Genomic DNA, 13,345 nt, shown 5'->3' with positions numbered 1-13,345 from the left:
AATAAAGATAAAACCATTCTTTAGGCTTAAGGCTTGGGGCTAATGACTTAAAATGATCAATACTTCATGCACCGGCACCAACAGCTGAAAACTTATTTACAAAACCACCCCGATGCCATTGGCAAAGTGGTTGACTACAATGCCGGTGCCGACCGGCTTTTTCCGTTGGATTTTACCGCCGCCAATACCGGGTTGAGTACTGCCATCATTGGCGATACCCAACAATTTACCAATTGGGTAAGCGATAAACTGAAAGCGAATAATTGTCGCTACGGCATTGGCGGCTACCTGGAACACCGCACTATTTACGCCGCAAGCGCCCACTTTGATACCGAAGACGAGCCACGTCGCCTGCATTTGGGTGTTGATATTTGGGGCCCGGCGGGTACTCCTATTTATACGCCTTTTGCCGGCGAAGTACACAGCTACCAGGACAACAACAACCTGGGCGATTATGGGCCCTGCATTATACTGCAACATAACCTTGATGGTTTAATACTGTATAGCCTTTACGGCCACCTGAGCCGCAAAAGCCTGGAAGTATTGACTGTTGGTATGCCGGTTGAAAAAGACCGGCAAATAGCCACCCTTGGCGATAATACCGAAAATGGCCGGTGGCCGCCCCACCTGCATTTTCAACTGATGTTTGATATGGAAGGCAAGTTTGGCGATTACCCGGGTGTATGTAAATACTCGGAGATGGAAAAGTATAGGGCCAATGTGCCTGATCCGGGATTGGTGCTGGGGTTTTAACGCTATTCGTTTTATAAAAAGTCAACCAAAAGCGAGCTATCACAAATTGAGAAATCCCAGACTTACCAGGTTCTAAAAACTTCGTATGTCTGCGCCCGCATGTCGTTCCCCATGCAAAACCCCGCCAACCACCCCCACCATCCCACAAATGACTAATGACCAGTGACTAATGACTATATTCCAATTCCACCAATGACTAATTACCAGTGACCAATGACTATACCCCAACCCCACCATCCCACCAATGACTAATGACCAGTGACTAATGACTATACTACCACCAATAAACTAATGAACTAATGAACGTCAGCGAAATCCTCCGCTTTGGTAAAATACTCCAGCCCTAAAATCAACAGGGTCGACGTGGCGAAATTTACCTTTTGTATCGTGGGCAGCAGGTCCCAGTTGCTGGTGGCCCACAGGTACACGCCGTAGTAAAAAAGCAGCAAACAAGCAATACAAAGCAGCTTAAACAGCCGCAGCCTTGTTTTCAGGATATACACCGTAATAATCACTATGCCCGTCCAAAACAAACTGGTTGATATAATCAGCATCAAATCGTGATAACGGGTTACCGTTAAAAACGTGAAAACCACGTTAACCAGCCCCAGGTATTTGAGTATAATACCCGCATTTTTTACCGGTATTTTGCCGGCCATATGTACAAAAAACAGCGCATAACAACAGGGGAACAGCAGCATCCCCGCGTATGCCCAAATCATGGCCGGGTTTGGGGCGCCGTTTAGGGCCCTGGCGCCAAACAAGTTGCTAATAAAATTCCGGCTCCAGCTAAAGCCCACGGTAGTTTCATCAAACATGGTGCCGCCCGGGTAAAGCCCAATGGCTACCCCCATCAAAATCAGCCCAATTACTACACCAATTAAAACAGCGTGTTTCTTCATCATAGTCCAGGGTTCCGGTTTATAAATTGGGTATATGATGCATTTACCGCCCCATTGTTACCAATTTATTTGCCTTCGCCCATAAATATCCCTTTTACAAAAACCAACACCACCAGGCCCACCGTCAATGTGATGCCCATGAGCCCCCTACCAATGCACCAACCACCTCATGAACGTACTACTTTATAAACTGTGCTACCAACAAACTAATGAACCTTGAACTAATGAACTTCCCACCAATGACTAATGACCAGCCTCCAACCAACCCACCATCCCATCAATGAACTAATGAACTAATGAACCAATGAACTTCCCACCAATGACTAATGACTATCCGACTAATGAACTTCCCACCAATGACTAATGACCAATGACTAATGACTATCCGACTAATGAACTTCCCACCAATGACTAATGACCAATGACTAATGACGAATAATGGCGTTGCCTGCGGCCCGTGCTGTACTCATACTGCACAGGCATTAGGCGCGAGGCCGGTATCCACTTCCATCACTAACGCGAGCTGCGGGGATAGATTTTGATTGGTGCTACAAATGAGCGTGGCGATTTGCATGCAAGCACACCCCGATATTATCGGGACGGCAGCGGGGGGGAGCCAATGAACGGCCAACTAACCCACCATACCACCAATGACTAATGACCAGTGACTAATGACTATCCCTATCCAACACTTAGCGTCCGGCGAGGGATATGTCACCCTTTCAGGGCTCTCACATAGTTATCGCGTTATAAACACAGGGCGTCGCTCTGTGTTGGCATATCATCCCTTTCAGGGCCGGCAAAGTTCAAACCGGGTTGTGTACCAAACTGCCACCCATAGCCCAGCCCTGAAAGGGCGACATCCGCCTGCGATGGGCATCGCCCATCGACAAAACCACATCAACCAAAGCCCTGAAAGGGTGACATATTAGCCCTTTTTTAGCACAGGCCTTGAACAAGGGTGCGCCTGTGCTTCACATTCGTCTGTAAATTCACAAGCAGCCTAACCCGCAGGCAAGCACGCAACACTTGTGCTAAGATGGCGGCCGACAGGATGCTCCGGAGGAGCAAAAGCTTTGTAGCCCGAACAAATTAACAATCTTTGCGTGCCAGCGGTACGCAACACAACGTGGCTTGCGGGTACAGCACAACGCTTGTATAATAATTGGCATCAGTATCTTTCCAACCTCTTGATAGCTTTCCCTTTATAAAATCCCTCAAAAAACTAAAGCCTTATACGCCCGCTTGTAATAAAGTAATATAGTATCTTAGCCATAGTTTTTAACTATTACATGGTCGCCTTTAAAGTTAACTGTGTATTTTAGGTAAGAATAAACCCGGATAAATCGACAATTATAACATGGCTAAATCAGCTAAAATAGAACAGGAAGAACCTTTAGAAAAAAAACTTTGGAAAGCTGCCGATAAGCTGCGCAAAAACATGGATGCGGCCGAATACAAGCACGTGGTTTTGGGGTTGATTTTTCTTAAATATATATCCGACGCCTTTGTTGAACTGCACCAGCAGCTGGTTGAACAAATAAGCGATGGCGCCGACCCGGAAGATAAAAATGAGTACATAGCCGAAAAAGTTTTTTTTGTGCCCATAAAAGCCCGTTGGGCGCACATACAAGGCATGGCTACCCAGCCTACTATTGGTAAAGATATTGACGATGCCATGGATGCCATTGAACAGGATAACCCCTCGTTGCGTGGCGTATTACCTAAAGTATTCGCGCAGGAAAAACTGGACAAGGCAAGTTTAGGCGGCCTGGTAAACTTAGTGGGGTCGGCCACTTTGGGTACTAAAGAAGCGCAAAGTAAAGATTTGCTGGGTAAGGTATTTGAATACTTTTTGGGCGAATTTGCTTTGGCCGAAGGCAAAAAAGGCGGCCAGTTTTATACGCCGGGCAGTGTAGTAAAATTATTGGTAGAGATGCTGGAGCCTTACGAAGGCCGCGTTTTTGATCCCTGCTGTGGCAGCGGTGGCATGTTTGTCCAAAGCGAAAAGTTTATAGCCAGCCACCAGGATCATTATAAACAAAAAGGTAAAACCGGTTTGGCTTTAAACCCGCTGGATAGGATTTCGATATACGGGCAGGAAAGCAACCAAACTACCTGGCGCTTAGCAAAAATGAATTTATCCATCCGTGGTATTGATAGCAGTAACGTAAAATGGAATAATGAAGGCAGCTTTTTAAATGATGCCCATAAGGATTTAAAGGCCGATTATATTATTGCCAATCCGCCGTTTAATGACAGCGACTGGAGTGGCGAACTATTGCGCGATGATGCCCGCTGGACGGTTTTAGGCCAGCGCCTGGTGCCCCCCGCCGGTAATGCCAACTATGCGTGGATACAACATTTCCTTTATCATCTTRCCCCAACCGGACAGGCTGGTTTTGTGTTATCAAAAGGATCGTTAACCACCAATACCACCGGCGAAGGCGATATCCGTAAAGCCTTGATCGAAAACGGACTGGTGGACTGCATCGTAAATCTGCCTACCAAACTATTTTTAAACACCCAGATCCCGGCCTGTTTGTGGTTTCTATCGCGCAATAAAACCAACGGCGGTTTTCGTAAACGTGAAAACGAAATATTGTTCATTGATGCCCGTAATATGGGCTATTTGGTAAACCGTAAAAACCGCGACCTGAGCCAGGCCGATATGGATTTAATAACTGGTACCTACCACAATTACCGCAACCCCGATGGTAATTATGCAGATGTGGCCGGCTTCTGTAATGTAGCTACCATTGAGCGGGTAAAAGAATTAAACTATGTGCTTACCCCAGGCCGCTATGTTGGCCTGGCCGATGAGGAAGACGACTTTAATTTTGAGGAACGCTTTACTACTTTAAAAGCCGAGCTGGAAGCGCAGATTGCCGAAGAAGCCGAACTGAATAAGCAGATAGCAGATAACTTGGCCAAAATAATTATCAGATAACCATGCAGGAAGTTATACGAAAACGAACCATCAGACCATCTACAAGGTTGAAAACTTCTGGATTTTACAGAGTTAGCATCGTCGGTTTAACAGCTGCTGACATTTTAATTGTTGAGATTAACCACGAGAGCAACCCTTTTAATAAAACTTATAAATTTAAAGGTAGCGACGTGCTAAAAAAGAAAAGCCTTGGTTTTAAAGTAATTGAGCAAGACGGAAATGTTCATATAAACTGGATAAGTACACAACCAATAAATGGATAACAAAGACGTTCGCTGGATACAGCGGTTTAATAATTACCGCAAAGCATTAGCCCGCCTCGGTGCTGCTGTCCGGCTAAATGAGGAACGGCCACTATCTGATTTGGAGGAACAAGGTTTAATACAAGGTTTTGAATTTACCTATGATTTAGCATGGAAAACATTGCAAGACTTGTTACGACATCACGAAAGACCAAATGATAACGGCGGGCCAAATATAATTGTTAGTCAGGCTGTAGCAGATGGATATATAGCAGATGAGGAAGGTTGGAAACAGTTAAAAAAGTCCCGAGACCTTACCTCGCATACTTACGATGAGGATACCGCCGATGAAATAGCAGCCAAAATTATCGAGGTTTTTTATGGCTTGTTCATACAGTTAGAGACACGCCTGCAAATTGAAAAAATAAACCAGGAGAAAAACGGATGAGATTTGGATTGCAGGATGATATCATTGAAAAACTGGTTAAGGTTTTTGAAGCCAACCCTAAGGTTGATAAAGCTTATGTATTTGGTTCACGAGCCAAAGGCAATTACCGCGATGATTCTGATATAGATATAGCCTTAAAAGGGTACCAGCTAACGCTTGACGATATGTTAAAAATGAGCGTGGCTTTTGATGATAAAGGGATAAAATATAAAATTGACTTGTTGGATTATAATGAGATTAAGGAGCCGGAGTTATTAGGCCATATTGATCGGGTTGGGGTAGAATTTTATAGAAGATGGAAAGAGCATAAGTTAGGGGAATTGATAGAAGTCATCAACGGATACGCTTTTAAATCTGCAGATTTTCTTGATAACTACCAAAGCGGCGCATTGCCCGTAATTAAGATTAAGAATGTTGCAAATGGGGACGTTCATTTAAACGACGTACAGTTTCATTTCTATTATGATAAACTCTTGAAATACACAGCCGAAATGGATGATGTATTGATATCATTAACAGGCAATCACCCAGAATTACAAACGCAAGTAGTAGGATTAGTTTCAAAATACAAATTTGAACTCAGAGCATTTATTAACCAAAGAGTGGCAAAGTTGTTGTCTAACACTGATAAATTAGCTAATGAATATTTGTATTACTTTCTGAAAGATGAAGACACTCATCAATATATAGCAAGTCAATCTTCCGGGAGTGCTAATCAAGCCAATATTTCTAAGAACGATATAGAGAATATCCCGATTTCTTTGCCTCCTTTAGTTGAACAACAGTGTATTGCCGCAATACTTAAATGCCTTGATAACAAAATCGACCTCTTAAATCGCCAAAATAAAACATTGGAGCAATTGGCTGAAACGCTTTTTAGGCAATGGTTTGTGGAGGAAGCGGAACAACAATCTGAAAGACAGCTCATTTTAGGCGACTTAATTACAACCATATCAACCACACATAAATTCCCCGATGACCATATCGTTTTTTTAAACACCTCCGACATTTATTTAGGGGACGTTTTGGTGCATGAACCTGTTGCGGTAAATAATTTGCCAGGGCAAGCAAAAAAGTCTATGCGACGAGATGATATTTTATTCAGTGAAATAAGGCCGGCTAACGGCAGATACGCCTATGTGGACTTTGATGCATCAAATTATGTAGCATCTACAAAACTTATGGTATTGCGTTCAAAAGGGATTGTAAGCCAGGCTTTTATTTATTTTTATTTAAGTCATCCTCAAACTTTGGAATGGTTGCAGGTACTGGCGGAATCAAGATCGGGTACTTTTCCTCAAATAACATTTGATCAGATTAAGGACTTGAAAATAAATATTCCGAACGAATTTATTCTGAAAAACGCACTGTCCTTTTGCGATGATGCTATTAAAAAGATAAAAAAAAATAAAGCTCAAATTCGCTCACTTATCAACATGCGCGATACCTTGTTACCTAAGTTAATGAGTGGCGAAGTAAGAGTGCAAATGCCACAATAAACACTATATTTAAAATTAAAACCTAAATCAAAAAACAATGAAACCAGAAGATGTAAGGCCTGCCAAATTTCATGTTCACACCATTATTTACAATAACGATGGTTTTTCTGTAGCCTATGGCATATGGGAAAACAGCGATACGCGGTTGGCCATGAGATGGAACGGGCATGAAGAAGAAATTGGATATCCAAGCCAGGGAGGTAACCCACTTTGGTTTCAGCTCCCTAACGAAAGTATCTGGACAAGTGAAATACTACAGGCTGTTGACCGGATAAATGCTTACGAAAAGCGGGTTATAGATTTGGATTCAAAATTGTAATTTCACTTAATGAAGCCCATCACCGAAAGCCATATAGAAGCCTTTGCCATTGAAACCCTCCAAAACAGCGGATGGACTTATTTGCCGGGGCTTGCTATTGCGCCCGGTGCCGAGCTTGCCGAGCGGGATAATTTTGAACAGGTAATTTTAACGGCCCGATTACGCAAGGCGGTAACTACCTTAAACCCCGGCATCCCGCACGATGCGCAGGAGCAGGCGATTCAAAAGATACTGCGTATTTACTCACCCGATCTATTGTATAATAACGAAAGCTTTCACAGCCTGCTGGTGGAGAAGGTAAAAATTCCTTATCAAAAAGACGGTTTTGAACGTAGCTACGAAGTCGCGCTTATTGATTTTGATGATGTTTTTAACAACGAGTTTTTGGTAATTAACCAATATACTATCGTCGAAAAAAATCAGAACAAACGCCCCGATATCCTCCTTTTTGTAAATGGCATACCCCTGGTGGTTATCGAGCTAAAAAACGCTGCCGACCAAAACGCTACCATGCGTAAGGCGTTTGATCAGTTGCAAACTTATAAGGCCACTGTTCTCTCGCTGTTTACTTATAATGCTATTTGTATTATATCTGACGGGCACGAGTGTAAAGCAGGCAGCGTATCGGCAGGCTTTAGCCGCTTTATGACCTGGAAAACCGCCGACGGCAAAAAAGAAGCCTCGCGTTTTAACCCTCAGCTGGAAATTTTGTTGAAGGGTATGATGAACCCGGCCACGCTGCTGGATATGATCAGAAACTTTATTGTATTTGAAAAAACCAAGAAGATTGATACGGCAGGCATTACCCAAATTGAAACCGTAAAAAAATTAGCGGCTTATCACCAATACTACGCGGTAAATAAGGCGGTGGAATCAACCATCATAGCATCTGGTGCCAAAGGCGACAAAAAGGGGGGCGTGGTATGGCATACGCAAGGGTCGGGCAAAAGCCTAAGCATGGTGTTTTATTCGGGCAAGTTGATTACGTCGGCCCAAATGCAAAACCCAACCATTTTGGTAATAACCGACAGGAACGACCTTGACGAGCAGTTATTTGAAACCTTTGCCGATTGTAAACAATTGCTAAGGCAGGAACCCGTACAGGCCCGTGACCGCGAACATTTGAAAGAACTGTTAAAGGTAGCCAGCGGCGGTATTGTATTTACTACCATCCAAAAGTTTTCGCCCGAAGACCGCGGGGCAGTTTATGACCAGCTTTCAGACCGTAGGAACGTAGTGGTAATAGCCGACGAAGCGCACCGCACGCAATACGGTTTTGAAGCATCGATAAAACAGGTAGTAGATAAAGAAACCAAACAAAAAACTGGCGAACGCATTGCCTACGGCTTCGCCAAATATATGCGCGATGCCCTGCCCAATGCTACCTACATTGGTTTTACCGGTACGCCTATTGAAGGCACGGATATAAATACCCCGCAGGTGTTTGGCCAATATGTTGATGTTTACGATATAGCCCAGGCCGTTGCCGATGGGGCCACCGTGCGTATTTATTACGAAAGCAGGCTGGCTAAAATAAACCTGGACGAAGAAGGCAAACAGCTGATTGAAGAATTTGACGAAGAGCTGGAAAAGGATGAGGAGATATCCGAATCGCAAAAAGCCAAGGCCCGGTGGACGAAGCTTGAAGCAATAGTAGGTAATGCCGGGCGTATCAAAAACCTGGCCAACGATATTGTAAACCACTTTGAGCAGCGCCAAAAAGTATTCGACGGCAAAGCCATGGTGGTAGCCATAAGCCGCCGCGTAGCTGCCGACTTATACCGTGAAATAACTACCTTAAAGCCCGATTGGCATAGTGATGATTTAAGTAAGGGGGCTATAAAGGTTGTAATGACCTCCAACAGTGCCGACGGCCCCGAAATGCAACGACACAACACCTCAAAACAACAACGCAAGGATTTGGCTGAGCGCATGAAAGATCCGGCTGATGCTTTACAACTGGTTATCGTTTGCGATATGTGGTTAACCGGCTTTGATGCCCCTTGTTTGCATACTTTGTACATTGATAAGCCAATGAAGGGGCATGGTTTAATGCAGGCCATTGCCCGTGTAAACCGGGTGTTTAAAGATAAGCCGGGCGGCTTGGTAGTTGATTATTTAGGCATAGCCACCGACCTGAAAAAAGCCTTGTCTTTTTACTCGGCCGCGGGGGGCAAAGGCGAACCAACTTTAGATATCAGCCAGGCCATTCACCTGATGGAAGAAAAGATGGAAGTAGTGCAGCAATTTTTTAACGAGAAGGCTTACACTCAGAGCGATATTTTATTAGAGGAGCCCGAAGCGTACTACCAAAACAGTTTTAAATTTAACTACCGCCGTTTTTTCAAAGTATCGGCACAGGAAAAACTATCCATCATATTACAAGCCGAAGAACATATTTTAGGATTAAAGGATGGTAAAAACCGCTTTATTCGGGAGGTTACGTTACTAAGCCAGGCATACGCCTTATCTACACCGAACGAAAAGGCGTTACGCATTAGCGAAGACATAGCCTTTTTCCAGGCAGTAAAAGCCCGGTTGGTAAAGTTTGAAGGAACCGGAACCGGCAGATCGGATTTTGAAATAGAAACTACCATTAAGCAGATAGTTGACCAGGCCATCAGCTCAGACCAGGTGGTAGATATTTTTGAAGCTGCCGGATTACAGAAACCGGAAATTACCGGGTTAGAAATCTTGTCGGACGAGTTCCTGATGGAAGTAAAGGGCATGAAACATCAAAACCTTGCCCTTGAACTACTAAAAAAATTACTGAACGACGAAATAAAAACACGGTCGAAAACAAACCTTGTAAAAAGCAAAAAGCTGCTCGAAATGTTGGAAGGGGCAATCAAAAAATACCAAAACAACCTTTTAACCACTGCCGAAATTATACAGGAGCTAATTAACATTGCCAAAGAAATTAAAAAAGCAGATGAGGAAGGGCGACAGCTTGGCTTAACTACTGATGAAGTGGCTTTTTATAATGCCCTGGAGATAAACGACAGCGCCGTGCAGGTTTTAGGCGATGAACAACTAAAGGATATTGCCAGAGAAATTACAGATAAAGTAAGGGCAAATGCCACTATCGACTGGACTATACGAGAAAGCGCCCGTGCCAAATTGATGGTAATTGTAAAAAGAACATTGACCAAATGGGGCTACCCGCCGGATAAGCAAGCCAAAGCAATAGACACGATATTGAAACAAGCGGAGTTGATGGCGAATTTATTTGTAAACGGAAATTGATCATTTAGATTAATTCTGCCCCCCTTTAGCGCAAGTGTTGTGCGGCTGCCTGCGTGAGGGTCACTTGTGACTTCCTTTAAACAAATACGTGATTAAGCATAGGTGAGCCAACTCCCACCCTTTACTCAATACCTGCGCTAAAACGTATTAGCATCTTCCGCCTTTACTTTATTTTAATGTTCGCGCTAAACCGTTTCAGCATTTATACCAAAGGTGCCGTATAGTGGGTTTGTTTCCCGGCGTTCGCGTTAGGGATGGCAGCGGATACCGGCCCGCGAGCGTAATGCCTGCAGGCGTATAAGCGTACAGCCCGGCCCGCAGGGAACGCCCATTTTAGTAGCAAGTAGTAAGTATCAAGTAGCAAGACTTTTTTTGGAGGGGATAGGAAGAGTCAAGAGGTTGGAATTAAGACTTTTTTGGTGATTTGCGGGGAGGGGGCATTTTAGTATCAAGTAGTAAGTATCAAGTAGCAAGACTTTTTTTGGAGAGGATAGGAAGAGTCAAGAGGTTAGAATCAAGAATTAAGACTTTTCGTTGTCCCCTCAGGGTCTCTTTGAAAAAGGACCCTGAGGGCGCATGCCAGGCGATGAATTATCTGGATACGACGGGCATCGTCCCTCAGGTTCCTCGCTGAGAGAACCTGAGGGGACAAAATTCCGAAATCCGAAAATAAAAAAATCCGAAATCGAACATCCGAATTCCGAATTCATTGGCTTGACACACCCCTCCGCCCCGCTCGAGAGGGGATTCGCACGGGGCACCGCTTTTGTGTCTCCTGAGGGGGTCCCCTTAACTCAAGTGTTGTGCGGCGGCCTGCCTAAGGGTCACTTGTGACTTCCTTTAAACAAATACCGACGATAGCACAGGTGACCCAATGCTGAAACCTTTACCCCACACCTGCGCTAAATCATGTTAACCATGATAAAATACAAAGCATTGACTATCAAATACTTACAAAAAATATTTTCGAAATGTGTTAAGTTATGTTAACCCAACTTATATGCGTTTTCCCCTGCGTTGCCGTTGATTGAGGTGGCGACCTATGCCGCCACCGCTGCCATTTGGCAATTGGAAAATAACACGCGTAACACGACTGCGCCGGCAGCAGGTTAAACCATAACCTCGGGATAATACCTGGCTATTAAATCCTGTGATGGTTTATCAAGCTCTTTAACCAGTTTGGGCGCGTCCTGCGGGCGGGTATCTTTTTGGTTTATTACGTTGATGAGGCTCCAGTTTTTTACGGGATGTGCAGGGCTTGGGTCGGTAGGTTCGGTGGCCTTTAAATCGTAGCGGGTAAAGTCGATTACTTTGGGTGCGGTGTTCAGGTGCCAGTCGCGCAGCGTAGCCAGCCTGAACTCCTTGTTCATGTACCATTTAATTTCCAGGTTGTTGTAGGAGTCGCCCAGGCCCGAGCCTCGTTCTTCAAAACGGTAGTTTAGCTGGTTGTTATTTTTATTTTGGTTTCGCCAGATGTTGCCATACTCGCCAAAGGTTACAAAATGGGTATCGGGCCAGCGTTTTTTGGTATCGGTTACCCACATTTCAAGTGCGTTGCAAATTAAATCTTTGCCCATCTCGTAAACCAGCTGTGCCTCCCATATATTGGTTACCCAGCCAAATTTGTTTAACTCGAAGCCCTTATCAAAATGAATGGATTGGGTGTGCATTACTTCGCGGTGCCCCAAATCTAATCCCCAGCCCACATACGTTTCCAGCGGGCCTACGCCACGGCGGCTGTTATAGCCGTCAATCTTTTGGCCTATGGCCCCGCTGCGGCGGGCGCAAATAAAATCCATGGTCCAGCCGTCCAGGTTTACACAATCAATAAAATCGTTACTGCCTTGCGCCGGCTTGCAAAAATGTTCTGTTGATGGATAAAAGGGGTACGAGGGCGAACCGTCGGCACCCCCGCCATCAATATTAAACTGGCTCCAGATAACGGCGTGCGCCGCGTGGATATTTTCCTGCTCGGCCAGGTATTTTAAATTATCGGCAGATAAAAAACCGCCCATGATAGCTTGCGGCCGGTAGCCCTTGCCTACAAAATTGGTAATGATCTGGATGGCCTCGGTCATTTCCTTATTGATCCTTTCGCGTGGCAGGTACATGGCCGGGAAGTAACCGGGGAAATAAGATACCTCGTCGCCATATTTTTGCTGGCACTCTACCGTGTAGGCGCGAATTTCGGCATAGTTTTTACGTTTATCTTCCAGCGCGTTCAGGGTAAAGCCCCAGGTTAGCCGCCCGTCGGGGTTGTTTTTGGCAAAAGCTTCACGCATAGCCTTAACGCCGGCCAGGGTATGCCAGTTGGCTTCATCGCGCGGGTGCAGCTTTACATCCCTGGATACCTCCCATGGCGTAGTACGTATCATGATGCAAAAGGTAACAAAGCGGTTGCCGTTTAAAGTTAAGGGTGCAGCCGCGCTGTTAACAGGCGCAGCAAAACCCTTTAAAAACTGCGGACCGGCAATTAAACCGGCCCCAGTAATGGCCGATGTTTTGACAAAAGCACGTCTATCCATGGTATGTGTTTGATGTTATGAAGCCAAATATACCGGAATTGGGGAATGGTTGAAGAAGAATCAAGAGGTTAGAATCAAGAGCTAAGACTTTTTTACCACAAACGTGTACTTTTTGTAAGCTAAATTCAACAAAGCACGGTTTACTTCCCCAATATAGACCTGGATGCCCAATGCCAATTGGTGTTAAACGCAAAAACCCCTCATCAATATGATGAAGGGTTTCACGATTCAGCCTTTGAGGCGGATAAGATTTGGCACCGACCTACTCTCCCACGTTTTACCGCAGTACCATCGGCTCTGGCGGGCTTGACTTCTCTGTTCGGAATGGGAAGAGGTAGACACCGCCGATATAGGCACCTGAATTTCTTTTGAGCTGAAAGCTCAAGGCTGAAAGCATAACGCTTTTTTGCCAATTCATTTATTTGTTTCACTTCTCGCTTTAGCCTTTTGGCCTTCTGCTT

At 44.7% G+C, this 13,345-nt stretch carries 9 protein-coding genes and 1 rRNA gene; 7 read left to right on the top strand and 3 right to left on the bottom strand.

The features are described from left to right. Window positions 1-66 precede the first annotated feature (66 nt). Window positions 67-753, top strand: a complete 687-nt coding sequence (locus tag AC1DV1_RS20185) for a peptidoglycan DD-metalloendopeptidase family protein (protein WP_477362543.1) — start codon at window positions 67-69, stop codon at window positions 751-753. A gap of 296 nt (window positions 754-1,049) precedes the next feature. Here the strand turns inward: AC1DV1_RS20185 and AC1DV1_RS20180 are convergent, their stop codons facing one another. Next, window positions 1,050-1,658 carry a hypothetical protein gene (locus tag AC1DV1_RS20180; RefSeq protein ID WP_477362541.1) on the bottom strand — a complete coding sequence of 203 codons (609 nt, stop codon included), beginning with the start codon at window positions 1,656-1,658 and terminating at the stop codon, window positions 1,050-1,052. 1,357 nt (window positions 1,659-3,015) lie between these two features. Here AC1DV1_RS20180 and AC1DV1_RS20175 point away from each other — a divergent pair. Genes AC1DV1_RS20175 through AC1DV1_RS20150 form a run of 6 tightly spaced genes read left to right on the top strand, consistent with a single transcriptional unit; the run spans window position 3,016 to window position 10,359 of the window. Next, window positions 3,016-4,605: a type I restriction-modification system subunit M gene (locus tag AC1DV1_RS20175; protein WP_477362539.1), complete on the top strand. Its 1,590-nt coding sequence runs from the start codon at window positions 3,016-3,018 to the stop codon at window positions 4,603-4,605. A gap of 2 nt (window positions 4,606-4,607) precedes the next feature. Further along, on the top strand, window positions 4,608-4,868 hold the full coding sequence (locus AC1DV1_RS20170; RefSeq protein WP_477362537.1) for a hypothetical protein: 261 nt from the start codon (window positions 4,608-4,610) through the stop codon (window positions 4,866-4,868). After that, complete coding sequence (locus AC1DV1_RS20165; protein ID WP_477362535.1) at window positions 4,861-5,295, top strand: nucleotidyltransferase substrate binding protein; 435 nt, start codon at window positions 4,861-4,863, stop codon at window positions 5,293-5,295. The genes AC1DV1_RS20170 and AC1DV1_RS20165 overlap by 8 nt, the downstream gene beginning before the upstream one ends. After that, complete coding sequence (locus tag AC1DV1_RS20160; protein WP_477362533.1) at window positions 5,292-6,794, top strand: restriction endonuclease subunit S; 1,503 nt, start codon at window positions 5,292-5,294, stop codon at window positions 6,792-6,794. The genes AC1DV1_RS20165 and AC1DV1_RS20160 overlap by 4 nt, the downstream gene beginning before the upstream one ends. 37 nt (window positions 6,795-6,831) lie before the next feature. Then, window positions 6,832-7,113, top strand: a complete 282-nt coding sequence (locus AC1DV1_RS20155; protein ID WP_477362531.1) for a hypothetical protein — start codon at window positions 6,832-6,834, stop codon at window positions 7,111-7,113. 9 nt (window positions 7,114-7,122) lie between these two features. Continuing rightward, a complete protein-coding gene (locus AC1DV1_RS20150; protein WP_477362529.1) occupies window positions 7,123-10,359 on the top strand; it encodes a type I restriction endonuclease subunit R in 3,237 nt (1,078 codons plus the stop codon). 1,109 nt (window positions 10,360-11,468) lie between these two features. Here AC1DV1_RS20150 and AC1DV1_RS20145 read toward each other — a convergent pair. Then, window positions 11,469-12,884: a DUF3863 domain-containing protein gene (locus tag AC1DV1_RS20145; RefSeq protein WP_477362527.1), complete on the bottom strand. Its 1,416-nt coding sequence runs from the start codon at window positions 12,882-12,884 to the stop codon at window positions 11,469-11,471. A 249-nt stretch (window positions 12,885-13,133) separates the two neighbouring features. Beyond that, window positions 13,134-13,245, bottom strand: a 5S ribosomal RNA gene (rrf, locus tag AC1DV1_RS20140). Window positions 13,246-13,345 lie beyond the last annotated feature (100 nt).

This window comes from Mucilaginibacter sp. P4_D1, assembly GCF_056401935.1.
Note: the sequence above shows the minus strand (reverse complement) of the source record. Positions and strands in the feature narration are given on the sequence as shown.

Excerpts from the sequence above, each read along its gene's own strand:
- AC1DV1_RS20185 (WP_477362543.1), top strand. The coding sequence starts at position 67 with ATGCACCGGCACCAACAGCTGAAAACTTATTTACAAAACCACCCCGAT.
- AC1DV1_RS20180 (WP_477362541.1), bottom strand. The coding sequence starts at position 1,658 with ATGATGAAGAAACACGCTGTTTTAATTGGTGTAGTAATTGGGCTGATT.
- AC1DV1_RS20170 (WP_477362537.1), top strand. The coding sequence starts at position 4,608 with ATGCAGGAAGTTATACGAAAACGAACCATCAGACCATCTACAAGGTTG.
- AC1DV1_RS20165 (WP_477362535.1), top strand. The coding sequence starts at position 4,861 with ATGGATAACAAAGACGTTCGCTGGATACAGCGGTTTAATAATTACCGC.
- AC1DV1_RS20160 (WP_477362533.1), top strand. The coding sequence starts at position 5,292 with ATGAGATTTGGATTGCAGGATGATATCATTGAAAAACTGGTTAAGGTT.
- AC1DV1_RS20155 (WP_477362531.1), top strand. The coding sequence starts at position 6,832 with ATGAAACCAGAAGATGTAAGGCCTGCCAAATTTCATGTTCACACCATT.
- AC1DV1_RS20150 (WP_477362529.1), top strand. The coding sequence starts at position 7,123 with ATGAAGCCCATCACCGAAAGCCATATAGAAGCCTTTGCCATTGAAACC.
- AC1DV1_RS20145 (WP_477362527.1), bottom strand. The coding sequence starts at position 12,884 with ATGGATAGACGTGCTTTTGTCAAAACATCGGCCATTACTGGGGCCGGT.